The organism is Streptomyces sp. NPDC006335 (genome assembly GCF_040612795.1).
Taxonomy (GTDB): Bacteria; Actinomycetota; Actinomycetes; order Streptomycetales; family Streptomycetaceae; genus Streptomyces.
Genome location: NZ_JBEXQX010000006.1, coordinates 394,448 through 419,261 on the forward strand (window position 1 = coordinate 394,448; position 24,814 = coordinate 419,261).

A 24,814-nucleotide genomic window follows, 5' to 3' on the forward strand; every position below is an offset into this window, starting at 1 on the left:
CTCTGGACTCGGGGCCCCGGGTCCGCTCTGATGACAGGAAACTCGCCTCGGGGGAGGCCCCTTTCATGAAGCGTTCCGGACCGCTGCTGACACTGCTCGCGGGATTGCTGGTCGGTCTGTTCATGCTCGCGCTCAACGCCACCACGGGGGAGAAGGCCACGTCGTCGTACGTGAAGCCGCCGGCCTCCGGGAAGCCCTCGGCCGGCACCAAGGCGTCACCGAGCGCCGCCCCGGCACAGTCGTCCACGCCGCCCAGCCCGTCCCCGACCCGGCCCCGGACCGCCGTGCCCGAGGGCGTCTACACGGGCCGTACCGACGACGACTCCTCGGCGGTCGCGATCACCGTGCGCGACGACAAGGCGATCGCGTACGTCTGCGACGGCCGCAACGTGGAGTCGTGGCTCCAGGGCGATGTCGAGGACGACGGCAGCCTGCGGCTCACCGGCAAGGGCGACGCGCGCCTGGACGGCAAGGTGAAGGGCGCCCAGGAGATCCGCGGCACGGCCCGCGTCGGCAGCGGGAGCCACACCTTCACCCTCGGCAGGTCGAAGAAGTCGTCCGGGCTCTACCGGGCGAACGCCAGCGTGGCCGGCGCGAGGATCGAGGGCGGCTGGATCGTGCTGCCGGACGGTGAACAGGTCGGCATCCTCAAGCGTGACGGCAAGCCGTCCCCGGCACCCGAGATCGACCCGGAGACCGGTGCGGTGACGGTCGACGGACAGCAGCTCACGGCCCGCCCGGTAACCCCCTGACCTCGCCCGAGGGAGCCGATCATGACCGTCGACCCGAACGCGGCCACGCAGAGCTGGCCCTCACCCGAACCCGAGCGCGGCCCCGGCGCCGCCCGCTATCTGGTCCCGGCCCTGGTCGCCGCCGCGGTGGCGGTCGCCCTGGGCGCCTACGGCAAGGTCCACGACCCGGCGGGGACGGCCTTCAACCTCGCCGGCTTCAGCAGCACCGGCGCGGTGAAGTCATGGCTCGCGACGGTCGCGTTCCTCTTCGCGCTCGTGCAGCTCGTGTCGGCACTGATGGTGTACGGCAGGCTGCCCGGCCCCCGTTGGTCCTCGACCTTGCACCGCTGGTCCGGCCGCGCGGCGTTCCTCGTCGCGGTGCCGGTCGCGGTGCACTGCCTGTACGCGCTGGGCTTCCAGTCGTACGAATCACGCGTTCTGTGGCACTCCCTCCTGGGTTGCTTCTTCTTCGGGGTCTTCAGTGCCAAGATGCTGCTGCTCCGTTCGGAGCGACTTCCCGGGTGGCTGCTGCCGATCGTCGGCGGACTCGTCTTCACCACGCTCACGATCCTCTGGCTGACGTCCGCCCTCTGGTTCTTCCGCACCTTCGGAGTCACGACATGACGCACAGCCCGACGCGGCGCACGATCCTTCTCGCGACGGGCGCGGTCACGCTGACCGTCGGCTGCGCCGAGTACGGCGACGAGAACAGCGACTCCGGGTCGAGTTCGGTGGAGGCCGGCACCGAACTGGCCAGGACGAGCGAGATCCCGGTCGGCGGTGGGAAGATCTTCAAGGACGAGAAGGTCGTCGTCACCCAGCCGAAGCAGGGCGAGTTCAAGGCCTTCTCCAGCATCTGCACCCACCAGGGCTGTCAGGTGACCGGTGTGTCCGGCGGCACCATCAACTGCCCCTGCCACGGCAGCAAGTTCAACATCACCGACGGCTCGGTGGCCAACCCGCCGGCGGACCAGCCGCTGCCCGAGAAGCAGATCAAGGTCAGCGGGGACTCGATCGAGCTCGCTTAGGACACCAGCCCCGGCGCACCGGCCGGGTAGGGTCGGGCGGTGCCCGAGTTGCAGCAGCTCCGCGCCGGTCATGCTCCGGCGGTCCTGGCTTTCGAGTTGGCGAACCGCGCCTACTTCGCCGCCTCGGTCTCCGACCGTGGCGACGCCTACTTCGACCGGTTCACCGACGGGTTCGAGTCCCTGCTGGCCGAGCAGGGGGCCGGCATCTGCGTGTTCCACGTGCTCGTCGCCGAGGACGGCTCGGTCCTGGGCCGGTTCAATCTGTACGACCTCCAGGACGGTACCGCCGTGCTCGGCTACCGGGTCGCGCGGCACGTGGCCGGTCACGGCGTGGCGACCGCGACCGTGCTGGAGTTGTGCGGCCTGGCGGCGGCGCGGTACGGGCTGCACACACTGCGGGCGGCCACCTCCCACGAGAACGTCGCGTCCCGGAAGGTACTGGTCAAGGCCGGGTTCGCCCCGGTCGGACCGGCGAACCCGGCCGAACTCGGCGGCAAGCCGGGCACCTGGTACCAGCGCGACCTGCCACTCCAGCAATAGCTCGCGCCGGCCTGCCCGCTCCACCGGCTGAAGCGTCAGGAGTCCCAGAGCGCCCCGAGGGTCACCAGTTCGCTGCCGTACTCGATCCGGTCGGCCCACTCGACGGGCCACGCCTCCGCTCCGAGGTGGGCGCCCGCGAAGGCACCGGTGAGGCAGGCGATCGAGTCGGAGTCGCCGGAGCTGCACGCGGCCCGCCGCAGGGCGGTCAGCGGCTCGTCCGGGAACTGGAGGAAGCACAACAGCCCGGTCGCCAGGGCCTCTTCGGCGATCCAGCCCGCCCCGGTGGCCAGGCACGGGTCCTCCTCCGGTGAGGCGCCGCGCACGGCGTCGTCGAGCCGGTCGAGGACCGCCAGGCACTCGTCCCAGCCCCGCGCCATGAACTGCCCGGGCGTCGGGTCCTGGCTCCTGGTCCACAGGTCACCGAGCCAACGCTCGTGGTACTGGCCCCGGTTCGCCAGGGCGTACGACCGCAGCAGCCCGACCAGCTCACCCGGCGCGGCGCCCTGGGTGAGCAGCCGTACGGCACGCGCGGTGAGGTCGGACGCGGCGAGCGCCGTCGGGTGGCCGTGGGTGAGCGCGGACTGCAACTGGGCGGCGCCCGCGCGCTGTTCGTCGCTGAGTCCGGGGACGAGCCCGACGGGCGCGACCCGCATGTTGGCGCCACAGCCCTTGGAGCCGATCTGACTGGCGTGCTGCCAGGGCAGATCGGTGCGCTCCAGCAGGTCGCAGGCCCGCAGGCAGGTGTTGCCGGGGGCCCGGTTGTTCTCCGGGGAGCGGTTCCACGCGATGAACTCCCGCCGGACCGGCTCCGCCATCTCGGGCCCGAGCACTCCCCGGTCCATCGCCGCCCGCAGCCCTCTCCCCAGCGCCAGCGTCATCTGGGTGTCGTCGGTGACGAGCGCGGGCCTCGGCAACTCCATCTCCCGCCAGGGCCCGCACTTGGCGAGGATCGACGGCACGTCGTGGAACTCGGTCGGGAAGCCGAGGGCGTCCCCGAGGGCGAGGCCGACGAGGGTGCCGGTGGCGGCGCGCTTGGTGAGGATGGTCGTCATGCGGGGCGTCCTTCCGGGGACGGTCGGAGGAGAGGGGGGTGCAGGGTGGTCGCCGATCCGGCGCGGTACAGCGCGGCCGGTTTGCCGCGGCCGCCGGTCAGCCGCGCGGCGCCGGGGACGGCCTCGACGAAGCCGGGCGTGGCGAGCACCTTGCGGCGGAAGTTGGGCCGGTCGAGGGCGGTGCCCCACACGGTCTCGTACACCTGCTGGAGCTCGCCGAGGGTGAACTCGGGCGGGCAGAAGGCGGTGGCGAGGCAGGTGTACTCGAGCTTGGCGCCGACGCGTTCGTGTGCGTCGGCCAGGATGCGGTCGTGGTCGAAGGCGAGCGGTCCCGCCTTGCCGTACGGCACCCAGCGGGCGTCGGCCGCGTCACTGCCGCCGTGCGGTTCGGGCGGGTCGGGCAGCAGTGCGGCGAACGCGACGGAGACGACCCGCATCCGGGGATCGCGGTCGGGCTCGCTGTAGGTCCTGAGCTGCTCCAGATGCAGCCCGGAGAGGTCCGACAGCCCGGTCTCCTCGGCGAGTTCGCGCCGGGCCGCGGTCTCCGCGGACTCGTCCGGGTGCAGGAACCCGCCGGGCAGCGCCCAGTGCCCGGCGTACGGCTCCTGCCCCCGCTCCACGAGCAGGACGTGCAGGGCGCCTTCGGCGACGGTGAGGACGGCGAGGTCGACGGTGACGGCGAAGGGTTCGTGGGCGTACTTGTCGTAGTCCACTCGCGTCCGCCCCCTTTATGGTCAGCATGACTAATAGTCATCACGACTATAAAGGGGGCGGGAGTGTTCGACAAGCCCCTAGGAGTGCCGCCCCAGGAAGGCGAGCAGTCGTGTCCCGGCGGGCGCGCCGGGCGGTACGGCGACCGGTGCGGCGAACCGCACGCCCCGGTCCTCCTCCCCCACCACGCACCGGGCGACGGACAGGAGTTCGGCCGCGAGGCCCTCCGGGATGGGCCGTGGTCGACCACAGGACCGGGCCACGTCCCACCCGTGCACGGCGATCTCGACGGCGCCGACGGCGGCCATCACCCGCACGTCCAGCGGGCGTTCACCCACCACCACGTCCGCGGGCGGCCCGGCGGCCCACGCGCCGAGCACGGCACACGCGCGCGTACGGAAACCGCAGACCCGGTCGGCCTGCGGGAGCGGTCCGATCCGCCCACCGCTCAGCCCCTCGTACAACGCGTCCAGCGAGTCGTCGAGGTGCTCAAGGAGTTCGCCCAGATCCCACTCGGCGCACGGCGTGCCCCTGCCCGGACCCATCGCCTGCGCCCTCGCCACACTGCCCAGCGCGTAGGCGAGCGAGCGCTCCAGCAACTCCCCCGCGCTCATGACCGCGCCTCCACCAGCGCGCCCCAGCAGCCCCTCAGCGGCCTCAGTCGCACCTCCTGAGCCCACCGGGAGCCCGCCGGGCCGCGAAGGCCGCACACGGCCCTCCAGCGCCGCCGGACACCTCTCGCCACGGTTGCCGTTCCTCGCGTCCATCCCCGCTCCCTCCGTCACCGGTACAGACCGGCGGCGGGACGAAAACGCATCGGCCGGCTCCGGAGGATTCCGGAACCGGCCGCACACACGCGCGTGGGCAGGGACGCCTACAGATCGACTTCCTTCATCAGCATGCCGACCTCGGTGTTGGACAGCCGCCGCAGCCAGCCCGACTTCTGGTCGCCCAGGGTGATGGGGCCGAAGGCGACCCGCACCAGCTTGTCGACGGGGAAGCCCGCCTCGGCGAGCATCCGGCGGACGATGTGCTTGCGCCCCTCGTGAAGGGTGACCTCGACGAGGTAGTTCTTGCCGGTCTGCTCGACGACCCGGAAGTGGTCCGCCTTCGCGTACCCGTCCTCCAACTGGATGCCGTCCTTGAGCTGCTTGCCCAGGTCGCGCGGGATCGGGCCCACGATGTGCGCGAGGTAGACCTTCTTCACGCCGTACTTGGGGTGGGTCAGCCGGTGGGCCAGCTCGCCGTGGTTGGTGAGCAGGATGACGCCCTCGGTCTCGGTGTCGAGCCGTCCCACGTGGAACAGGCGCGTCTCACGGTTGGTGACGTAGTCGCCGAGGCACTGCCGGCCCTCGTTGTCCTCCATCGTCGAGACCACACCGGCGGGCTTGTTCAGCGCGAAGAACTGGTACGACTGCGTCGCCACGGTCAGACCGTCGACCCTGACCTCGTCCTTCTCCGGGTCGACCCGCTTGCCCTGCTCCAGCACGATCTCGCCGTTGACCTCGACCCGCGCCTGCTCGATGAGCTCCTCGCAGGCCCGCCGCGAGCCGTAGCCCGCGCGCGCGAGGATCTTCTGGAGCCGCTCGCCCTCCTGCTCGGCGCCCGGGAAGGTCTTGGGGAGCTTCACGTCCTTCTTGCCGGCGTACCGCTCCCGGTTGCGCTCCTCGGCCCGCGCCTCGTACTCGCGGGAGGTCGCCGGCACCCAACGGCCCCGCCCGGTGCCCTGGCCCTGCTTCGGCCCGCCCTTGGCGCCGCCGCGCGCGGAGGCACCGCGCCCCGACTTCGGGCCCTCCGGGGAGGCGCCGGGGCCGACGTCGTAGCGCCGCTCCTCGGGGCGGGGCTTCTTCGGCCGGCCGCCCTGCTTGTCGTCGCGGTCGTTCCCGGCGCCGCGGTAGTTGCCGCGCCCCCCGGTGCTCCCGCCGCGACCACCGCTGTTCCCACCGCGGCCGCCGCTGTTGCCACCACGGCTCCCGCCGTTGTTTCCGCTGCTGTTCCTGCCGCTGCTGCTTCGCATCAAAGTTCCGTCTTGTCGTCTGCGTCCTCGGAATCCGGGGCGTCCGGATCGAACGACGGTACGGCTTCCTGGGTCTCGGCCTCGATCGCCTCCGCCTCCGGGAGGAAGGGCGCGAGCTCCGGGAGCTCGTCCAGACCTCGCAGGCCCATCCGCTCCAGGAAGTAGTTCGTCGTCACGTACAGGATCGCACCTGTTTCGGGTTCCGTGCCCGCCTCCGCGACCAGACCCCGTTGGAGAAGGGTGCGCATCACACCGTCACAGTTCACTCCGCGCACCGCGGAGACCCGGCTGCGGCTGACCGGCTGGCGGTAGGCGACCACCGCCAGCGTCTCCAGTGCCGCCTGGGTGAGCCGGGCCTGCTGCCCGTCGAGGACGAACCGTTCCACGGCCGGGGCGTACGCGGCCCGGCTGTAGAACCGCCACCCGTTGGCGACATGCCGCAGCTCGAAGCCGCGCCCCTGAGCGGCGTACTCACCCGCCAGTTCCCTGAGCGCCCTGGTGATCTGCCGCTTCGGCCGCTCCAGGATCTTCGACAGGTGCTCCTCGGTCGCGGGCTCGTCCACGACCATCAGGACGGCCTCCAGGGCCGGCTTCAGATCGAGATCGGCGACGCCCGGCGCTCCCGCCGGGGCCTCGGTGGTCTCCTCGCTCACGCCTTGTCCTCCTTGGGCGGCTCGGGCGGTCGGTCGAACTCGTCGGTCACCACCGGCTCGGCCTCCCCCTCACCACCGGTCCACCGCACGACCAGCTCCCCGAGCGCGGTCTCCTGGTCCAGCGCCACGGCCTTCTCCCGGTACAGCTCCAGCAGCGCCAGGAAACGGGCCACGACGGTCAGGGTGCCGTCGGCGTCCTCCACCAGCAGGCGGAAGCTGGCCTCACCGAGCTCCCTGAGCCGGGCGACCACGATCCCCGCCTGCTCCTGGACGCTCACCAGGGGCGCGTGGATGTGGTCGACGTACACCTGCGGCTTGGGCTTGGGCTGCATCGCCTTCACGGCGAGCTTCGCGAACCCCTCGGGCCCGATGCTGATGACGACCTCGGGCAGCAGGTCGGCGTGGTGCGGTTCGAGTCCGACGGTACGGGGGTAGCGCCGGGCCTCCTCGTCGAGCCGCCGGTTGAAGATGTCGGCGATCTGCTTGTAGGCGCGGTACTGGAGCAGCCGGGCGAAGAGCAGGTCCCGGGCCTCCAGGAGCGCCAGGTCGGCCTCGTCCTCCACCTGTGCGGCGGGCAGCAGCCGGGCCGCCTTCAGGTCGAGCAGGGTGGCGGCGACGACGAGGAACTCGGTCGTCTCGTCGAGGTCCCAGTCCGGCCCCATGGCCCGGATGTACGCCATGAACTCGTCGGTGACCTTGGAGAGCGCGACCTCGGTGACGTCCAGCTTGTGCTTGGAGATGAGCTGGAGGAGAAGGTCGAAGGGCCCCTCGAAGTTGGCCAGCCGAACCTTGAAGACCCCGTCGGACTCGGCGCCTTCCTGGGGGACGGCCTCGGCGTCCGCGGCTCCGACCCCAGCGGCTTCAGCCTCAGCGACCTCGGCGGTCGCGAGCTCGATCTCCGCGACCTGGGCCTCCGCGAGCTCGGTCCCCTCGGCCCCAACCAACGCGGCCCCGGCTGTGGCAGGCCCGGTCTCCGCGACCTCAACCTCGGCAGCCTCGGCCTCCGCAAGCTCGATCTCCGCGACCTGGGTCTCCGCGAGTGCGGCTTCCGCGAGCTCGATCCCCGCGGCCCCAACCAACGCGGCCCCGGCTTCGGCAGGCCCCACCTCCGCGACCTCACCCGACGCGAGCTCGGACTCCGCAAGCGCGGCTCCCGCGGGCTCAGCCTCCGCAAGCGCGGCTTCCGTGAGCTCGGCCTCCGCAAGCGCGGCTTCCGCGGGCTCAGCCCCCGCGAGCCCCGCCTCAGCGACCTCAGCCTCCGTCGCCGCCGCGCCGTCGGCTTGCGAGGCCTCGACCCCCGTAACCCCGATCTCCGGCTCCGCCGAGACAGACGCGGCCTCGGCCTCCGCCTCCACGACCGGCTCGACCCGCGGAGCGCCCGGCCCCCGCCCCAGCACACGCCGACGACCGCCGGATGTGCCGGAGCCGAGGGGAACGTCGTTCGAGGTCATAGCCCCCGCAGGCTACCGCTACCGCCCCCGCAGCCGACGGACGAGGATGCTCGCGTCCCCGCGGGACTCCAGATCCGCCAGCACCACCGCGACCGCCTCGCGCACGATCCGCCCGCGGTCCACCGCCAGCCCGTGCTCACCGCGGAGCACAAGGCGTGCGTGCTCCAGATCCATGAGCTCCTCGGCCGACACGTACACGGTGATCTTCTCGTCGTGCCGCTCACGCCCACTGGGCCGCCGGGCGGGCGACCGGCCGCGCTTGCCGCGCGGCTGCGCGCCGCCGGAGGCCTGGGCAGAACCTTCCTGCGCCTCCTGACGTCGTGCGGAGCGCTCCGCGGCAGCGGCCCGGAGACGGGACTCGCCCGCCTCCGCCGACTCGGCGTCGACCGCCACGTGCTCGGCCCCGTCGCCGTCCCCGCCCTGCGCGGGCACGGACTGCGGCGCGTCCTCGGCCACCGACCCGTCCGACTCCCCCGCGGGAGCCGGTACCCGGGCCTCGCCGTTGGCCCCCCGCCGGGGAGTGGACGCCTGGAGCGCCATTCCCCCTGTCGTACGGAACAGTTCGTCGGCCCCCGGCAGACTCACTCGGCGTGACACCGGGCGAGCACCTCCCTGGCGAGCTGGCGGTAGGCGGCGGCACCGACGGAGTTGGAGGCGTACGTGGTGATCGGCTCACCGGCGACCGTGGTCTCCGGGAAGCGCACCGTGCGCCCGATGACCGTGTGGTAGACGTGGTCGTCGAACGCCTCGACCACACGGGCCAGGACCTCACGGCTGTGGACCGTGCGCGAGTCGTACATCGTGGCGAGGATCCCGTCGAGCTCCAGCTCCGGGTTGAGCCGCTCCTGGACCTTCTCGATGGTCTCCGTCAGCAGTGCGACACCACGCAGGGCGAAGAACTCGCACTCCAGAGGCACTATCACCTTGTGCGCGGCCGTCAGGGCGTTGACCGTGAGCAGGCCAAGCGAGGGCTGACAGTCGATCACGATGTAGTCGTAGTCGGCCATGAGCGGCTTGAGGGCACGCTGCAATGTCGACTCGCGGGCGACCTCGGAGACCAGCTGGACCTCCGCCGCCGACAAGTCGATATTGCTCGGCAGCAGGTCCATGTTGGGGACCGCGGTCTTCAGCAGGACCTCGTCGGCCGCCATGCCCCGCTCCATGAGCAGGTTGTAGACGGTGAGGTCGAGCTCCATCGGGTTGACACCGAGACCCACCGACAGCGCGCCCTGCGGGTCGAAGTCCACGAGCAGCACCCGCCGGCCGTACTCCGCGAGCGCGGCACCCAGGTTGATGGTCGACGTCGTCTTGCCGACGCCACCCTTCTGGTTGCACATCGCGATGATCTTCGCGGGGCCGTGGTCGGTCAGCGGGCCCGGGATCGGGAAGTACGGCAGCGGGCGGCCGGTCGGACCGACGCGCTCACGGCGCTGGCGGGCCGCGTCGGGCGCCAGCGTGGCCGCGTACTCCGGATCGGGCTCGTACTCGGCGTCGGGGTCGTAGAAGTGCCCCTCGGGCAGTTCGTCGTAGTCGGCGAAGTGGTTGTGGGGCGCGCCACTTCCGTCGCCGGCCATGGCGTTCACGTGATGGCCATCCATGCTCTGGTGTGCTGTCCGCAGGTTCTGCGGACTCTGGTGGGCTGCGAAGGTGCGCACCGCGACGGAGCCGACAGCCTCGAACCCTGCGGGGCTCTGGGCCCCGGCAGGCATTCCTGGTTGACCACCCCCGGGAGAAAATGTCGACTCATTCACAAGTCGTCTTACCTCCTTGGTGACCAGGAAACTTCTAGACAAGGTCAGCGTGGCACCATGCCGACGGTTGGCGACTCTATGGCGTGTCGGGTGTTCACAGCAACACAATCCGCCGGACCCGGCAGGATGTGTCGGCAATGAAACATCCCGCTGTCAAGGGCGTACGGCAGTCGCACGGCAGGTTTCGCCGGTGTACGAATCGGTTCAAGGGTTACGTTCGACGCGAGTTGACCGAGAGTCGCAAAGTGACCATACACACATCCGGCCGGACCTTGTGGGCAAGGTCCGGCCGCATGTGCCTCGTTGACGCGCCTTGTTGACGTATCGCCTTTACGAAAAGGTGACTTAGCTCTCTGCCGAGGTCAGGGGCTCAGCCGAGCAGTGTCTCGAGCTCCACGTGCTCCAGGCCGTGGGCCTCGGCGACCTCCCGGTAAACGACCTTGCCGTCATGGGTGTTGAGCCCCTTGGCGAGCGCGGGGTCGCGACGCAGCGCCTCCACCCAGCCCCGGTCGGCCAGTTCGACGATGTAGGGCAGGGTCGCGTTGGTGAGCGCGTAGGTGGAGGTGTTGGGCACCGCGCCCGGCATGTTGGCGACGCAGTAGAAGACCGAGTCGTGGACCGTGAAGGTCGGTTCGGCGTGGGTGGTCGGCCGGGAGTCCTCGAAGCAGCCGCCCTGGTCGATCGCGATGTCGACAAGGACACTTCCGGGCTTCATCCGCGAGACGAGCTCGTTGGTGACCAGCTTCGGGGCCTTGGCGCCCGGGATGAGCACCGCGCCGATGACGAGGTCGGCGTCCAGGACGGCCTTCTCCAGCTCGAAGGCGTTCGACATGATCGCCCGGACCTTGGTGCCGAAGACCTTGTCGGCCTCGCGCAGCTTGTTGATGTCGCGGTCGAGCAACGTGACGTGGAAGCCCATGCCGACGGCGATCTGGGTGGCGTTCCAGCCGGAGACACCGCCGCCGATGACGACGGCCCGCGCGGGCTGGGTGCCGGGGACGCCACCGGGCAGGACACCGCGGCCGCCGACCGAGCGCATCAGGTGGTAGGCGCCGACCTGCGGGGCGAGCCGGCCCGCGACCTCGGACATCGGGGCGAGCAGTGGGAGCGCCCGGGAGGGCAGCTCGACGGTCTCGTAGGCGATCGCGGTGGTGCCCGACTCGATGAGCGCGTCGGTGCACTCCTTGGAGGCGGCCAGGTGCAGGTAGGTGAAGAGCGTCTGGTCCTTGCGCAGGCGGTGGTACTCCTCGGCGACCGGCTCCTTGACCTTCAGCAGCAGGTCGGCGGTGGCCCACACCTCGTCGGCGGTGTCCAGGATCCGGGCGCCCTCGGCGACGTACTCCTCGTCCGGGATGGAGGAGCCGACGCCGGCGCCCCGCTCGATGACGACCTCGTGGCCGTGGCGTACCAGCTCGTGCACACCGGCAGGGGTGATGGCCACCCGGAACTCGTTGTTCTTGACCTCGCGGGGGATGCCGACCTTCACGTGGATCACGGTCCTTGGCTCAGAGAGTGTGTGGGGCAATACAACACATACCCGGGCATGCGTGAGCACACCAGGAGACACCGCAGGAGAAGGTGCGGCAGAGCCAGTCTAATGAAGGTGTTCCCGCTGTCTAGCCTTTCATTGCATCAATCTTCAGCAGATGTACTACGGATTTCGCAGGCATCAGCGTCTTGTTTCGGCTCTTCGGCCTGCTGGGACCCGGATTCCTCCTGGGAAAGCTCCTCCCCCAGCAGGCGTTCCGCGGCGCCGCGGTGGAGCTGGGCGGCCGCGGGATCGCCGAGGCGGTCCAGCGTGTCCGCGAGGCGCAACTGGAGCGCGGCCAGCAGCCGGACGTCCTCGGCACGCCGTGCCCACTCCACGGCGTCCTGACAGGTGCGCAGGCACTCCTCGGGGTGTCCGGCGTACTCCTGGACCCGGGCGAGTTCGCTCAACGCCCGTGCGTGGGCGGGCACATCGCCGTTCTTGCGGTGCCCGGCGAGGGCGGCCCGCCAGTTCCTGACCGCCTCGCCGTAGTGGCCGGCGTAGGTGTGCGCGGCGGCGATACGGCCGTACAGCCGGGCGGCCTCGGCGCGCTCGCCGCGGGCCAGCCGCTGGGCGAGGGCGCGGCCGAACCAGTCGGCGGCCCGGTCGTAGTCGCCGAGCTCCAGATGCGCGCCGCCTACGGATTCCATCGCGCGGCCGGTCGCGTACGGGTCGTTCGCCTCCCGTCCGGCGTCCAGGGCCGCCCGGTAGCGCGCCAGCGCCTCCCGGGTGCGGCCGGTCTGGGCGTCCAGGTCGGCGAGGTTCAGCAGGGCGGCGGCCTTCTCGCGGGGCAGGGCGCGCCGCTCGGCCACGTCCAGGACGAGACCGTGCAGGACGTACAGGTCGGGAGCGGCGGCCTTCATGCCGAAGTGGGCCACCATCGTGCGCACGAGCTGCGACATCAGGCGCCGGGCCAGGGTGTCCAGCTCCCCGTCGGCGACCGCGAGGCGGGCCGCGGCGAGGAGGGCCGGCCTGCGGAGGCGCAGCCAGTCCTCGGCGGCCCGGGGGCTCGGGAAGCGCACCGAGCGCGGCATGGCCTGGAGCTTCTCGCGGGCGTCGGTGCTGTCGGTCTCGGTGATCGCGCGGGAGGACTGGAGCAGTCGTACGGTGCGTTCCAGCATGCGGGCGCGGGCCAGCCGGAGCTCGGCCGGGCGGTCCTGGGTGTCGGCGAGGGCCTTGAGCATGGGGTACAGGCAGCCGGGGACCTCGTACTGCGGCAGCGGTGAGTCCGTGGCGTGCAGCAGGCCGAGCGCGACGAAGTCGTCCAGGGCGGAGCGGGCGTCGGCCACCGAGCAGCCGACGAGTGCGGAGGCGGTGTGCGGGTCGATGAGGCCGGCCGGGGCGAGGGAGAGCAGTCGCAGGGTCCGGGCGGCAGCGGCGGGCAGGGACGCGTACACGAGCTTGAAGACCCGGCTGAGCGGGCTGTGCTCGTCACTCTCCGCATGCAATTGCTTGGCCAGATCGGCGACGGCCGCCTTGGGCCGGGCGGCGAGCCAGCCGCCGGCCAGCATCAGCGCGGCGGGGTGGCCCTGGCACTCCTCGACGAGCCCCTCGGCGGTGCGGGGATCGACGGTGATGCGGACCGACCCGGTGTGCCGGGACAGCAGCTCCAGCGCGGACTTGGTGTCGAGCCCGCCGAGGGTGCAGGGGCGCACGTCCGCGATCCCGGTCAGCGGGCCTCCCGAGACGGCCACGACCAGGCACTCCGGGGCATCCGGAAGCAGGGCGTCCACCTGTTCCGCGGCCACCGCGTCGTCGAGCAGAACCAGCGCGCGACGGTCGGCGAGGGCCTCGCGCAGCACCGCCGTGAGGTCGTCCTCGGCGGCGCCCGCGGGTGCCGGGACGTCGAGCGCGGTGAGCAGTTCCCGGGCGACGTCCGCGACCGGTACGGGGGTGCCGTCGGGCTCGCTCAGCCGGGCGCGCAGCACGCCGTCGTAACGGTCAGCGACCGCCCGGACGAGTTCCTCGGCGAGCGCGGTACGGCCGGATCCGGGGCGCCCGGCGATGAGCAGCACGCGCGCGCGGGGTGCCTTCCGGCCGGCGAGCGTGTCGAGTCCCGCCCGCTCGATGTCGGCGCGCAGCTCCTTCAACTCCCGCGTCCGCCCCAGGAATTGGCTCTCGTCGGACAACCGTACGCCGTCTGCGTCCACCACCTGCTCCGTCACGGGCCACACTCCCGTCCCACCGCACGCGCAAAGCCCGCCGGTGACCCCGGTTCGGGCTTCTCAGAGCCTAGTTCACGCTGTGCAACGTTCCGGGCGGAGCGCGGCGGTGGGGACCGAAGAGTCCCTCGATCGGATCAACGGATCATAGGATCGCCGGTCTCGGCAGTACCGCCAGGGGCGCGGGGCTGTATCGATGTGCGGCTACCGCCGCGTGGGCGCGACCAGCCCCCACGAACCCGCAACCCGCCACGTACCGCTACCAGCACGGCGCAACCCGAGAACCCGTCACACCTCGAACGGCCGCGCAGGCCACTCCGCCTCAGCCTCCCGCAACCCGTCCAACCCGCCGGAGGCCCGCGCGGCGACCAACGACAGCACCCCCACCACCAGGCAGTTGTTGTGCAGCTCCCCGGCCAGAACCCCCCGCACCAGCTCAGCCACCGGCACGCGCGCGTACTCCAGGTCGATCTCCTCGTGCTCGACCTCGAAGCGATCGCCGTCCGCCTCGGACAGCCCCCGGGCGAGGAAGATCCGGATCGCCTCGTCACAGCCGCCCGGCGAGGTGTAGACGTCCGTCAGCACCCGCCAGTCCTCCGCCTTGACGTGCGCCTCCTCGTACAGCTCCCGCTGGGCCGCGTGCAGCGGGTTCTCCCCGGGCACGTCAAGCAGCCCCGCCGGGATCTCCCACAGCTTCTGCCGTACGGGATGCCGGTACTGCCGGATGAGCAGGACCCGGTCCTCGTCGTCGAGGGCGAGGACGCCCACGGAACCCGGGTGCACCTGGTAGTCGCGGCCGACCACCGAGCCGTCGGGCATGACCACCTCGTCCGTGCGCACGGAGGTCTTGTTGCCCACGAAGGGGGTCTTCGTCGCCCGGATCTCCCACTCCTCGGGAGCGTCCTTGATCGTCATGCCCTGTCCGTCCTTCCCCACGTGCACAAAAGAAGCCGGGGCACTCGCCATTGAATGCGTGTGCCCCGGCCACCGTACAACTGTCGTGCTACTTGGAACTCTGCCGCTCGACCGCGGCCTTCACCAGGCCGGCGAACAGCGGGTGCGGCCTGGTCGGACGCGAGCGCAGCTCGGGGTGGGCCTGCGTGGCGACCAGATACGGGTGGACGTCGCGCGGGTACTCGACGTACTCGACGAGCTTGCCGTCCGGCGAGGTGCCGGAGAACAGGATGCCCGCCTTCTTCTCCAGCTCCGCGCGGTAGGCGTTGTTGACCTCGTAGCGGTGCCGGTGCCGCTCCTCGACGTACTCCTTGCCGTCGTACACCTCGCGGACGATGGAGCCCTCGGCGAGCTTGGCCGGGTACATGCCGAGTCGCATGGTGCCGCCCATGTCACCCTCACCGGCGACGATGTCGAGCTGCTCGGCCATGGTGGAGATGACCGGGTGGCCGGTGGCCGAGTCGAACTCGGTGGAGTTGGCGTCGGGGATGTCGGCCAGGTTCCGGGCGGCCTCGATCACGATGCACTGAAGCCCCAGGCACAGGCCAAGGAGCGGGATCCTGTTCTCGCGGGCGTACTTGATCGCACCGACCTTGCCGAGCACACCGCGGTCACCGAAGCCGCCCGGGATGCAGACGCCGTCGACGTCACCGAGCTGCGCCGCGGCGCCGGCCGGGGTCTTGCAGTCGTCGGAGGTGACCCACTTGATCTTGACGCGGGCCTTGTTGGCGAAGCCGCCCGCGCGCAGCGCCTCGGTGACCGAGAGGTAGGCGTCGGGCAGGTCGATGTACTTGCCGACCAGGGCGAGGGTGATCTCGTGGTCGGGGTTGTGGACGCGGTCGAGCAGGTCGTCCCACGTCGTCCAGTCCACGTCCCGGAACGGCAGGTCCAGCTTGCGGACGACATAGGCGTCCAGGCCCTCGCCGTGCACGGTCTTCGGGATGTCGTAGATCGAACGGGCGTCGGGGCAGGCCACCACGGCGGCCTCGTCGACGTCGCACATCAGCGAGATCTTGCGCTTGATGGCGGTCGGCACCTCGCGGTCGCAGCGCAGCACGATGGCGTCCGGCTGGATACCGATGTTGCGCAGGGCCGCAACCGAGTGCTGGGTCGGCTTCGTCTTCAGCTCTCCCGAGGGGCCGATGTACGGCAGGAGCGAGATGTGGACGACGAAGACGTTGTCACGGCCGACCTCGTGGCGGACCTGGCGGACCGTCTCCAGGAAGGGCAGCGACTCGATGTCGCCCACGGTCCCGCCGACCTCGGTGATGACTACATCGACCTCGTCGGTCGCCATACGCCGGATGCGGTGCTTGATCTCGTTGGTGATGTGCGGGATGACCTGGACGGTGTCGCCCAGGTACTCGCCGCGGCGCTCCTTGGCGATCACCGTGTTGTAGACCTGGCCGGTGGTGACGTTGGCGGAGCCGTCGAGGTCACGGTCGAGGAAGCGCTCGTAGTGGCCGATGTCCAGGTCGGTCTCGGCGCCGTCGTTGGTGACGAACACCTCACCGTGCTGGAAGGGGTTCATCGTGCCGGGGTCGACGTTGAGGTACGGGTCGAGCTTCTGCATCACGACGCGCAGGCCCCGCGCCTTGAGCAGCATGCCGAGGCTGGAGGCGGTCAGCCCCTTGCCGAGCGAGGAGGCGACACCCCCAGTGACGAAGATGTGCTTGGTCGTCGTGGCTGTGCTGTTTCGAAAAGCAGCGGTCATGGCCAAGAGGGGGCTCCCGTGGTCGCGATCTTGAGGTGCGGTTCGGGGGTCAGACGCCCACCGGTCCACGGGCTACCAGGGTATCAGCGCCTCGGGGAGATGGCTTCCGGCCACGCTCCGCACACAGCTCGACACGGACCCGCACGAAGACACCCGTTTCTCACCCGTTGCTCACCCGTTCGGCCCAGCCGCGTTGCCCGGAGCGGCACACAGATCATCTACGTGCGTCGTATCCTGCTCGGACACTCACTGCCGAGCCCGGCCGGAAACACGGGACCACCCCCACCCGTAGGCCCCGGAACAACGAGAGCTCGTCAGTTCGTTGAGCAACAGTTGTCGTTTTGCCTCACAGCAGCAGGACTGTTTTGCTTCACCGCTCAACGACGCATTACAACGACCCCCTTGACCGCACCAAGCGACAGCCCCCTTTTCCTGCGGGGGGTGACGTGGCCGTTCGACTGGAGTTGCACGTGGCCGGGCGCATCGAAGACTACGCACTCATCGGAGACATGCAGACCGCAGCCCTGGTCTGCCGGGACGGCACGGTGGACTGGCTGTGCCTGCCCCGCTTCGACTCGCATGCCATCTTCGCCGGCCTGCTGGGCACCGAGGAGCACGGTTTCTGGCGCCTCGGCCCCGCCCACGCGGCCGACGCCGAACCCCCCACCGCGGCCCGGCGCACCTACCGCGGCGACTCCCTGATCCTGGAATCGGAGTGGGACACCTCACGCGGCACGGTCCGGGTGACCGATTTCATGCCCCCGCGTGACGGCGCCCCCCAGCTGATTCGGATCGTGGAGGGCGTCTCGGGCCGCGTGCCCATGCGCTCGGCCCTGCGGATGCGTTTCTCGTACGGCCGTGTCGTGCCGTGGGTCCACAAGCACGAGGGCCGCACGGTCGCCGTGGCGGGCCCCGACTCGGTGTGGTTCGACACCGACTGCGAGACCTACGGCAAGTCCCTGACGACGTACTCCGACTTCACGGTCGCCCCGGGTGACCGGATCGCCTTCACCATCTCCTGGCAGCCCTCGCACAAGGAGCCGCCGCCGCTGCCCGAGCCGGAGCAGTCACTGGAGGCCACCGAGGACTTCTGGCGCGAGTGGGTCGAGCACTGTACGTACCACGGCCCCTACCGCGAGGCCGTCATCCGTTCGCTGATCACCCTCAAGGCGCTGACGTACGCCCCCACCGGCGGCATCGTGGCCGCCCCGACGACCTCGCTGCCCGAGGACATCGGCGGCGTCCGCAACTGGGACTACCGCTACACCTGGCTGCGCGACGCGGCCATCACCCTGTCCTCGCTGCTGCGCACCGGCTACCGCGAGGAGGCCCGCGCCTGGCGCGAGTGGCTGCTCAGAGCGGTCGCCGGCGACCCCGAGAACCTCCAGATCATGTACGGCATCGCGGGCGAACGGGAACTGGGCGAGGCCGAGTTGGACTGGCTGCCCGGCTACGAGGACTCCGCGCCGGTCCGGGTCGGCAACGGCGCCGCGCACCAGCTCCAGCTCGACGTGTACGGCGAGGTCACCGAGGCCCTGCACCTGGCCCACATGACGGGCCTGTCCCGCAACGACTACGCCTCCCTGCTCCAGCTCAAGCTGATCCGCTACCTGGAGCAGCACTGGGACGAGCCGGACGAGGGCATCTGGGAGGTGCGCGGTCCGCGCCGGCACTTCGTGCACTCCAAGGTGATGGCCTGGGTCGCCGTCGACCGCACCATCAAGCTCATCGAGTCCGGTGACGCGGACGGCCCGCTGGAGAAGTGGCGCGAGCTGCGCGACGACATCCACCGGGACGTGTGCGAGAAGGGCTACGACAAGGAGCGCAACACCTTCACCCAGTCGTACGGCTCGAAGGAGCTGGACGCCTCCCTGCTGCTGATCCCGCAGATGGGCTTCCTGCCGCCGGACGACAAGCGGGTCATCGGCACCATCGAGGCGATCCAGCGCGAGCTGTCGACGTCTGACGGCTTCATCCTGCGCTACCCGACCACCAGCGGCGGAGACGAGAACGTCGACGGCCTCCCCGGCGACGAAGGGGCCTTCCTGGCCTGCTCGTTCTGGATGGCGGACGACCTCGCGATGATCGGCCGCGTGGACGAGGCCCGCAAGCTCTTCGAGAAGCTGCTGTCCCTGCGCAACGACCTCGGTCTGCTCGCCGAGGAGTGGGACCCGCGCCTCAAGCGCCAGGTCGGCAACTTCCCGCAGGCCTTCAGCCACGTCCCGCTCATCGACACCGCCCTGCGGCTCACGGCGTCGGGGGCGTACGGCGGCTGATTCTTACCGGTTGGTGACGACCGGCGCCTGAACAGGACCCGAGCGCCGGGCCCGCCTAGGCTGGGATCCAACAGCCCCTGCACGGAAGGGGGCGCCCCATGGCATCCCCGTCGAAGGCGGGCGCGGCACTCTCCGCGCTGCGCGAGGATCTGGTCGGCGACGTGTTCGCCCCGGGGGATCCGGGCTACGACGAGGCCCGGACCGTCTTCAACGCGATGATCGACCGCCGGCCCGCGGTGATCGCGCAGTGCGTGGACGAGGACGACGTCGTACGGGCCGTGCGTTTCGCCCGGGACCTCGATCTGCCGGTCGCGGTGCGCGGCGGCGGCCACAGCGTGGCGGGCATGGCCCTGAACGACGACGGAGTGGTCGTCGACCTGCGCCACATGCGGGCGGTCGCCGTGAACCCGGGCGCCCGGGCGGTACGGGTCGCGGGCGGCGCCACGATGAGCGACCTGGACCGTGCCTGCGAGCCGCACTCCCTCGCCACCACCGGCGGCCGGGCCTCGACCACCGGGGTGGGCGGGTTCGTGCTGGGCGGCGGCAGCGGCTGGCTCGACCGGTGCTGCGGGCTCGCCGTCGACAACCTGCTCGATGTGGAACTCGTCACCGCCGACGGCACCAGGCTGCACGCGAACGCCGAGGACAACACCGACCTGTTCTGGGCCCTGCACGGCGGTGGCGGCAACTTCGGCATCGCCACCGCGCTGACGCTCAGGCTGCACGAACTGCCCGAGTTCGCCATCGCGCTGCTGCTGTACCTCCCGGAGTTCGGCGCCGAGGTGGTGCGCACCTACCGGGACGTGATCGCGGCCGGGCCGGACGAGGTGTCGGGCGGTGTGCTCTATCTCACCGGTCCGCCCGAGGAGTTCGTACCGCCGCACCTGGTCGGCACCCTGCTGTGCGGCGCGCTCGTGACATACGCCGGTGGGGAGGCGGACCTGCGCAAGCTGGCCGAGCCGCTGCTGGCGCTTCCGCATGTGACGGAGATCGTCGGGGCGATGCCGTACGCCGATGTCCAGTGCATGATCGACGATCCGCCCGGAATGCGGAACTACTGGTCGGCGGAGTACCTGACGGGCGCGCCGGACGACTTCGTGGACGTCTTCTGCGCCCGCGCGGACGCCCTGCCGGTGCCGACCGGCAGCCAGCACATCCTCTTGCCGCTCGGCGGGGCGATCGCCGGCGGGCCCCGCGAGTTCCCGGTGCCCTACCGGGACGCGGCCTGGGCCGTGCACCCCTTCGGGATCTGGGAGGACCCGGCGGACGACGAGCGCTGCGTCCAGTGGGTCCGGGACGTACGCACCGAGGTGCAGCCGTGGAGCACGGGCACGGTCTACCTCAATTTCATCGGCGACGAGGGCGCGGACCGCGTCGAGGCCGGCGTGGGCGCCGAGAACACCCGCCGGCTGGCCGAGCTGAAGCGCCGGTACGACCCGGACAACGTGTTCCGCTTCAACCACAACATCAGGCCGGCCTGAGCGCCGTCAGCGTGCGTTCGCCGCCCGGGTCCCCCGCGGTGGCCGGCACCAGGGCGATCTCGTCGAGCCCGGCCTCGGCATAGGCGCCGATCCGCGCCCGTACGGCGTCCAGGTCGCCCACGAGGCCGACCGTGCCCGCGGCCGCAGCGGGCAGGGCCCGCACCAGGGTCTCCCGGTCCGCGCCGCTCGCGGCGAGCTCCACCGCCTCCCCGAACCCCGCCTCGGCGAAGACCTCGCTGTAGCCGGGCACGGTCAGGTATCCGGCGATGCTGCCCAGCACCTGCGCGAGCGACTCGGGGTCGGGGTCGACGGCCGCAGGCAGCCAGGCCGCGAGCGCGGGCGGTGTACGGTCCGCTGTCCGCGCCGCCGCGTCCAGTTGCGCGCGCAAGGCCCGCACCTGCTCCGGGGAGACCACGTCCAGCAGCATGCGGTCGGCGTGCGCGGCGGCCGTGGCGATCGCGCGGGGCCCGAACGCGGCCACCGTGAGGGGCCCTCCGGGCGGGGGCAGACGGCGGCGGAAGGTGCTGCCGGGCACGACCGGTTCGCCCGGGGATGCGTGCAGGAACCGTCGTACGGCTGCCGCCTGTTCCTCCAGTACGGCGGCGGGGCGCGTCCGGGGCCGGTCGTGCACGCCCTCGACCACCCGCTTGCTGGACGTGCCCAGGGCCACCCCGACCGGGCGGCCGACGAGGGCCGCCACCGAGGCGGCACCGCGGGCCGTGGTGTACGGGTCGCGCACGTTCACCGGGACCGGCCCCGCGGTCAGCGCGATCCGCTCGGTGGCCCGCCCGATCGCGGTGGCCAGGACGAAGGCGTCCCAGGTCGGGCCCTCCCCCGCCCACACCTCCCGGTACCCGAGCCGGTCGGCGGCCACCGCCACCCGGACCGGCTCCTCGACCGCGCTGTCGTCCTCCCGGGCCACGGCCACCACGCTGAAGTCCATGCCCCGGCCGCTACCCCGGCACGGCACCGGGCACGCCTCGGGTAGCGTCCGGCACATGGACAGCGGCACGAACAGCGGTTTCGACACCCAGGGCGCCGGGATCACCGTGCAGCGCGCGCTGGAGCTGCCGGGTCTGCGCAGCGGGCTCCCGGAGATCCTCGCGGGTGCGGACCGGCTGCACCGGACCGTGCGCTGGGTGCACGCGGGCGAGGTACCGCACATCGCCTCCCTGCTGAAGGGCGGGGAGCTGCTGCTGACCACGGGTTACGGGCTCGGCACCCGTCCGGCCGAACAGCGGGCGTTCGTGCGCACGCTGGCCGAGCGCGGGATCGCGGCCCTGGTCGTCGAGCTGGGCCCGCGCTTCACCCGGCTGCCCGCGGCCCTCGTCGACACGGCCCGCGCGACCGGCCTGCCGCTCGTCCAGCTGCACCGCGAGGTGCCGTTCGTGGCGGTCACCGAGGAGATCCACACCGAGATCGTCAACGGCCACTACGCGCTGCTCCAGCGGGCGGAGGAGGTGCACCGGCGCTGTACCGAGGCCCTGCTGGGCGGCGGCGGTGTCCCGCAGGTCCTCGGCATCCTGGCCGACTTCAGCGGCAACCCGGTCTTCCTGGAGACGACGGACGGGCAGCTCCTGTACGCCGCCGGCGAGGGTCCCGAGGGCGCCGACCCGCTCCAGGTCTGGGAGGGGCTGCGCGGCCAGCACAAGGACACCCCGCCGTCCGGGTCGGTTCTCGTGGACGTACCCGGGGGCGGGCCCGGCGCGGGTGCGGTGCGGGCACGGCTGGTCCTGCTTCCCGTCCGGGCCCCGCTGGTCCCCGTGCATCGTATGGCGGCCGAGCGGGCGGCGGGCATCCTGGCCGTCGTCCTGATGCAGGCCCGCCAGGAGGAGGAGCTCGCGGCCCGCGGCCGCGGCGACTTCCTCACCGACCTCGCGGAGGGCCGCGTCACCAGCGAGGACGCGCCGGCCCAGGCGCGCGTGCTGGGCTTCAAGCCGGGCGCCGGCCCGCTGCTGCCCGTGGTGATGCACCTCGGCTCCTCGGGCGGCGGCTGGGCGGTCCTCGCCCGTGCGGTCTCCGAGGAGCTGGCCGCGGTCGGCGTGCCGGTCCTGCTCGGCGTACGGCCCGTGGAGGGCCGCGTGCCGGTCCTGCTCGGTCTGCGCTCGGAGTCGGAGCGGCCGGCGGTCGCGGACCGGGTCGCGGCGGCCCTGCGGGCGGGCGTGGAGCGGGCCGGGATGCAACGGCCGGGCGCCCAGCCGCCGATCGTGGTCGTCGGTGTCGCGGGCGGCTGGGCGGCGGCCTCGGCGGGCCTGCGCCACGCGGCCGAGACGGCGACGGCGGCACAGGGCCTGTCGGACCGCCCCTGGTACGACGCCCGCCGCCTCGACATCGACCTGCTGCTGTGGCGGCTGCGCGACCACCCGGACCTCGCGGCCTTCGTGGACCGTGCCATCGGCCCGCTGCGCGCCCACGACCACCGCTCCAAACCGCCCCTGCTGCCGACCCTGGAGACCTATCTGGCCCACGCGGGCCGCAAGGCCGAGACGGCCCGCGAACTCCACCTGAACCGGCAGACCCTCTACAACCGCCTCGCCCGCATCGGCGAGTTGCTGGGCACGGACCTCGACGACCCGCAGACCGTCCTGGCGTTGAGCCTGGCGCTGCGGGCACGCAGACACGTGCCGTAGCCGTCAGATGAGCGGCCGGGGCTGGGTCAACTCGTCGTAGACGCTGAGCACTTGCGCCACCGTCTCGTCCTCGGTCGGCCAGGTCGCCGCCTGCCGCACCCCGCGCTCGGTGAGCAGCTCCCGGCGCTCGGGGTCACCGAGCAGTCGTACGACGGTCCCGGCGAGGGCCTCCGGGTCGCCGTACGGGACGAGTTCGGCCGCGTCGCCGACGAGTTCGGGGATGCCGCCGACCTCGGTCGCGACGAGCGGCACGCGCGCGTGCAGGGCCTCCTGGGCGAGCACCGAGCGGGTCTCCCAACGGCTGGGCAGGAGCGCGAGATCGGCGGCGGCGATCAGTTCCGAGATGTCGTCGCGCCGTCCGAGCAGCCGAACCGGCAGCCCTTCCTCCTCGATACGGCTCTGCAGGACCGCCCGCAGCGACCCCTCCCCCGCGATGACGACCAGCGGCACGGGGTCGAGGAGGCGCCACGCGCGGGCGGCGTCCAGCAGCGTCTCGTAGCCCTTGTGCCGCTCCAGGGCGCCGACCGCCATCAACAACGGCCGCCCGATGGCCCCGAGTTCGGCCCGCACCTTGGGCCGCAGCCGGTCGGGGTCGTCCTGCTCGACGGCACCGCGCGGCTGGGGCAGGGCGACGGCGGCGAGCCGCGCGTCCCGGGCACCGGTCCCGCGGGCGCGGTCCACGAGTGCGGAGGTGGACCCGAGCACGACGGAGGCGGCCTTCACGACCCGGCGTTCCAGAAGGCGCACGAAGTGGGCCCGCGCTCCCTCGGCGTACGCCCGGTCGTGCCAGGTGACCACGAGCGGGGTCCGCCGCCCGCTGAGCGCCAGCACCGCACGGAATGAGGCGTGCAGCCCGTGCGCGTGCACCAGATCGGCGTCCGCGCACGCCGCCCGCAGCACGGCCACGGACGTCGGATCGCTGCTGCGCGGCACGTGCACGTGGTCGGCACCGGCCCCGGAGAAGTCGTAGGCGCGCTCCGCCTCGACGGGGGCGCACACCGTGACCCGCACGCCGCGCGCGACGAGCCCCGAGGTCAGGGAGCGCACATGCGCGCTGCTGCCGGCATTGCCGCCGCCCAGCACCTGCACGGTGCGCAGCGGCGACTGGCCGTGCGGTGAGTGGCTGCTCACGGGGGTCACGTGGCCGGGCTCCTGGTTCGGGTCGGACGGTCACGAGGAAACGTACAGAAGGTGTCGAGCGGAGGGGTGTACCGCGCGCTTCCTACGCGTGATGGGTTCTCTGCCAAGGATGCCAGGACGTACGGGTGTTCCGTGCATGCGGAGAACGGGGGAAGGGTGTGTGCGGCGAGTCGGGGTCACTCACAAGAGTGAGGGCGCGGTGTCGAAGGCTTCAGGGGCGCGGGGAAATGCGCGAGAACCTCCATCGGCCCGCAGCCGCCGCACGACTGATCCTGTCCCCCCATACGGCGGCAGCAACCACCGCGGCCGCGTGAGCGAGGAGCCCCACCCTCCCGTTCCCCGCGACGACAGCCGCTCCCAGGGCCGCCCCCAGCGCATGCGCCCCCACGTCCCCGATCATGACGCGCTCACCGAGGTCGTCCGGCAGCACAGCGGCAGCCGCCCCCACGGCCACACCGGCCAGCTGCGACCGCGCCATCCCCGGCACCCCGAGCGCCACCACCGCACCGGCCGCCCGACCGGGCCGTACGTCCACGAGGTTGACGAAATGCGCGGTCCCGGCGATGACGACACCCGCGAGCGCCTTGTCGACGACCCGCTCCTTCATCAGCGCGCCCGCGACGAGCCCGGCAGCCGAGATCCCGAACAACTTGACGGCGCCGCTGGTGACTTCACCGGCCCGCAGCGCACCCAGATGCGCCCGGAACCCCCGCCGATGATCCCCGGCGAGGTCGTCGTAGGCCCCGCAGAGCCCGGCGACGGCGACCGCCGCCCCCGCGGCGGGCCGAACGCGCCAAGCCCCGACCGAAGCGGCCAGCGCACTCGCGGGCCCGGCGTACAACTCGACCGTCCGACCGGCGTAGTTCGTCCGCTCCCACCGCTCCCGCCCACCCGGCGCCTCGGCGCGAAGGACAGCCGTCCCGGCGCGCGTCAGGGCAGCGGCGAACCCCACGGACCCGGTGAACCTCAGGGACCCGGTGAGCCCCGGCGGCGCA

The 24,814-nt window shown here is 71.8% G+C and carries 22 protein-coding genes; 7 read left to right on the forward strand and 15 right to left on the reverse strand.

Annotation, left to right across the window (positions count from 1 at the left end; all coding sequences use genetic code 11):
- Window positions 1-65 precede the first annotated feature (65 nt).
- From ABZ098_RS20440 to ABZ098_RS20455, 4 genes are read left to right on the forward strand one after another with little or no spacing between them, the layout of a single operon-like run.
- A complete protein-coding gene (locus tag ABZ098_RS20440) occupies window positions 66-752 on the forward strand; it encodes a hypothetical protein (protein WP_356593006.1) in 687 nt (228 codons plus the stop codon).
- A 21-nt stretch (window positions 753-773) separates the two neighbouring features.
- Window positions 774-1,355, forward strand: a complete 582-nt coding sequence (locus tag ABZ098_RS20445) for a DUF6529 family protein (protein ID WP_356593008.1) — start codon at window positions 774-776, stop codon at window positions 1,353-1,355.
- On the forward strand, window positions 1,352-1,759 hold the full coding sequence (locus tag ABZ098_RS20450) for a Rieske (2Fe-2S) protein (protein ID WP_356593010.1): 408 nt from the start codon (window positions 1,352-1,354) through the stop codon (window positions 1,757-1,759). Before ABZ098_RS20445 ends, ABZ098_RS20450 begins: the two co-directional genes overlap by 4 nt.
- Window positions 1,760-1,798: 39 nt before the next feature.
- Complete coding sequence (locus tag ABZ098_RS20455; protein WP_356593012.1) at window positions 1,799-2,299, forward strand: GNAT family N-acetyltransferase; 501 nt, start codon at window positions 1,799-1,801, stop codon at window positions 2,297-2,299.
- A gap of 35 nt (window positions 2,300-2,334) precedes the next feature.
- Here the strand turns inward: ABZ098_RS20455 and ABZ098_RS20460 are convergent, their stop codons facing one another.
- The 12 genes from ABZ098_RS20460 to ABZ098_RS20515 all read right to left on the reverse strand — a co-directional run bounded on the left by ABZ098_RS20460 (window position 2,335) and on the right by ABZ098_RS20515 (window position 16,292).
- Window positions 2,335-3,351 carry an ADP-ribosylglycohydrolase family protein gene (locus ABZ098_RS20460; protein ID WP_356593014.1) on the reverse strand — a complete coding sequence of 339 codons (1,017 nt, stop codon included), beginning with the start codon at window positions 3,349-3,351 and terminating at the stop codon, window positions 2,335-2,337.
- Window positions 3,348-4,064 carry an NUDIX domain-containing protein gene (locus ABZ098_RS20465; protein ID WP_356593016.1) on the reverse strand — a complete coding sequence of 239 codons (717 nt, stop codon included), beginning with the start codon at window positions 4,062-4,064 and terminating at the stop codon, window positions 3,348-3,350. Before ABZ098_RS20465 ends, ABZ098_RS20460 begins: the two co-directional genes overlap by 4 nt.
- Before the next feature lie 78 nt (window positions 4,065-4,142).
- Window positions 4,143-4,676 (reverse strand): TIGR03086 family metal-binding protein, encoded by a 534-nt coding sequence (locus ABZ098_RS20470; RefSeq protein WP_356593018.1) that lies wholly within the window; start codon window positions 4,674-4,676, stop codon window positions 4,143-4,145.
- A 260-nt stretch (window positions 4,677-4,936) separates the two neighbouring features.
- Window positions 4,937-6,079 carry a pseudouridine synthase gene (locus tag ABZ098_RS20475; RefSeq protein ID WP_356593020.1) on the reverse strand — a complete coding sequence of 381 codons (1,143 nt, stop codon included), beginning with the start codon at window positions 6,077-6,079 and terminating at the stop codon, window positions 4,937-4,939.
- Window positions 6,079-6,732 (reverse strand): SMC-Scp complex subunit ScpB, encoded by a 654-nt coding sequence (gene scpB, locus ABZ098_RS20480; protein WP_356593022.1) that lies wholly within the window; start codon window positions 6,730-6,732, stop codon window positions 6,079-6,081. The genes ABZ098_RS20475 and scpB overlap by 1 nt, the downstream gene beginning before the upstream one ends.
- A complete protein-coding gene (locus ABZ098_RS20485) occupies window positions 6,729-7,628 on the reverse strand; it encodes a segregation/condensation protein A (RefSeq protein ID WP_356593083.1) in 900 nt (299 codons plus the stop codon). The genes scpB and ABZ098_RS20485 overlap by 4 nt, the downstream gene beginning before the upstream one ends.
- A 573-nt stretch (window positions 7,629-8,201) precedes the next feature.
- Window positions 8,202-8,780: a hypothetical protein gene (locus ABZ098_RS20490; protein ID WP_356593024.1), complete on the reverse strand. Its 579-nt coding sequence runs from the start codon at window positions 8,778-8,780 to the stop codon at window positions 8,202-8,204.
- Window positions 8,765-9,892: a ParA family protein gene (locus ABZ098_RS20495; protein WP_356593026.1), complete on the reverse strand. Its 1,128-nt coding sequence runs from the start codon at window positions 9,890-9,892 to the stop codon at window positions 8,765-8,767. The genes ABZ098_RS20490 and ABZ098_RS20495 overlap by 16 nt, the downstream gene beginning before the upstream one ends.
- Before the next feature lie 412 nt (window positions 9,893-10,304).
- Window positions 10,305-11,420, reverse strand: a complete 1,116-nt coding sequence (gene ald / locus ABZ098_RS20500) for an alanine dehydrogenase (protein WP_356593085.1) — start codon at window positions 11,418-11,420, stop codon at window positions 10,305-10,307.
- Between the two features lie 146 nt (window positions 11,421-11,566).
- Window positions 11,567-13,627, reverse strand: coding sequence for a tetratricopeptide repeat protein (locus ABZ098_RS20505; RefSeq protein ID WP_356593028.1), 2,061 nt, complete (start codon window positions 13,625-13,627; stop codon window positions 11,567-11,569).
- A gap of 285 nt (window positions 13,628-13,912) precedes the next feature.
- A complete protein-coding gene (locus ABZ098_RS20510) occupies window positions 13,913-14,539 on the reverse strand; it encodes an NUDIX hydrolase (RefSeq protein ID WP_356593030.1) in 627 nt (208 codons plus the stop codon).
- A gap of 88 nt (window positions 14,540-14,627) precedes the next feature.
- A complete protein-coding gene (locus ABZ098_RS20515; protein ID WP_356593032.1) occupies window positions 14,628-16,292 on the reverse strand; it encodes a CTP synthase in 1,665 nt (554 codons plus the stop codon).
- Window positions 16,293-16,762: 470 nt separating this feature from the next.
- Here ABZ098_RS20515 and ABZ098_RS20520 point away from each other — a divergent pair, with 470 nt between their 5' ends.
- On the forward strand, window positions 16,763-18,568 hold the full coding sequence (locus ABZ098_RS20520) for a glycoside hydrolase family 15 protein (protein WP_356593087.1): 1,806 nt from the start codon (window positions 16,763-16,765) through the stop codon (window positions 18,566-18,568).
- A gap of 98 nt (window positions 18,569-18,666) precedes the next feature.
- Window positions 18,667-20,049, forward strand: a complete 1,383-nt coding sequence (locus ABZ098_RS20525) for an FAD-binding oxidoreductase (protein WP_356593034.1) — start codon at window positions 18,667-18,669, stop codon at window positions 20,047-20,049.
- On the opposite strand, the gene ABZ098_RS20530 is transcribed toward ABZ098_RS20525, so the two are convergent.
- Window positions 20,036-20,992 carry an LLM class F420-dependent oxidoreductase gene (locus ABZ098_RS20530; protein ID WP_356593036.1) on the reverse strand — a complete coding sequence of 319 codons (957 nt, stop codon included), beginning with the start codon at window positions 20,990-20,992 and terminating at the stop codon, window positions 20,036-20,038. The genes ABZ098_RS20525 and ABZ098_RS20530 overlap by 14 nt on opposite strands.
- Window positions 20,993-21,047: 55 nt before the next feature.
- Between ABZ098_RS20530 and ABZ098_RS20535 the strand changes: the two genes are divergently transcribed.
- Complete coding sequence (locus tag ABZ098_RS20535; RefSeq protein WP_356593038.1) at window positions 21,048-22,679, forward strand: PucR family transcriptional regulator; 1,632 nt, start codon at window positions 21,048-21,050, stop codon at window positions 22,677-22,679.
- Between the two features lie 3 nt (window positions 22,680-22,682).
- Here the strand turns inward: ABZ098_RS20535 and ABZ098_RS20540 are convergent, their stop codons facing one another.
- Window positions 22,683-23,819: a glycosyltransferase family 4 protein gene (locus ABZ098_RS20540; RefSeq protein ID WP_356593040.1), complete on the reverse strand. Its 1,137-nt coding sequence runs from the start codon at window positions 23,817-23,819 to the stop codon at window positions 22,683-22,685.
- Window positions 23,820-24,030: 211 nt separating this feature from the next.
- The gene (locus ABZ098_RS20545) at window positions 24,031-24,771 is read right to left on the reverse strand and encodes a hypothetical protein (protein WP_356593042.1); all 741 of its coding nucleotides are present in this window, start codon (window positions 24,769-24,771) and stop codon (window positions 24,031-24,033) included.
- Between the last annotated feature and the right edge of the window lie 43 nt (window positions 24,772-24,814).

Bases quoted from the DNA above. Each gene is read 5' to 3' on its own strand.
- ABZ098_RS20445 (WP_356593008.1), top strand. From the start codon at position 774: ATGACCGTCGACCCGAACGCGGCCACGCAGAGCTGGCCCTCACCCGAA.
- ABZ098_RS20510 (WP_356593030.1), bottom strand. From the start codon at position 14,539: ATGACGATCAAGGACGCTCCCGAGGAGTGGGAGATCCGGGCGACGAAG.
- ABZ098_RS20440 (WP_356593006.1), top strand. From the start codon at position 66: ATGAAGCGTTCCGGACCGCTGCTGACACTGCTCGCGGGATTGCTGGTC.
- ABZ098_RS20460 (WP_356593014.1), bottom strand. From the start codon at position 3,351: ATGACGACCATCCTCACCAAGCGCGCCGCCACCGGCACCCTCGTCGGC.
- ABZ098_RS20495 (WP_356593026.1), bottom strand. From the start codon at position 9,892: ATGCCTGCCGGGGCCCAGAGCCCCGCAGGGTTCGAGGCTGTCGGCTCC.
- ABZ098_RS20535 (WP_356593038.1), top strand. From the start codon at position 21,048: ATGGACAGCGGCACGAACAGCGGTTTCGACACCCAGGGCGCCGGGATC.
- ABZ098_RS20475 (WP_356593020.1), bottom strand. From the start codon at position 6,079: ATGCGAAGCAGCAGCGGCAGGAACAGCAGCGGAAACAACGGCGGGAGC.
- ABZ098_RS20450 (WP_356593010.1), top strand. From the start codon at position 1,352: ATGACGCACAGCCCGACGCGGCGCACGATCCTTCTCGCGACGGGCGCG.
- ABZ098_RS20530 (WP_356593036.1), bottom strand. From the start codon at position 20,992: ATGGACTTCAGCGTGGTGGCCGTGGCCCGGGAGGACGACAGCGCGGTC.
- ABZ098_RS20525 (WP_356593034.1), top strand. From the start codon at position 18,667: ATGGCATCCCCGTCGAAGGCGGGCGCGGCACTCTCCGCGCTGCGCGAG.
- ABZ098_RS20470 (WP_356593018.1), bottom strand. From the start codon at position 4,676: ATGAGCGCGGGGGAGTTGCTGGAGCGCTCGCTCGCCTACGCGCTGGGC.
- ABZ098_RS20515 (WP_356593032.1), bottom strand. From the start codon at position 16,292: ATGACCGCTGCTTTTCGAAACAGCACAGCCACGACGACCAAGCACATC.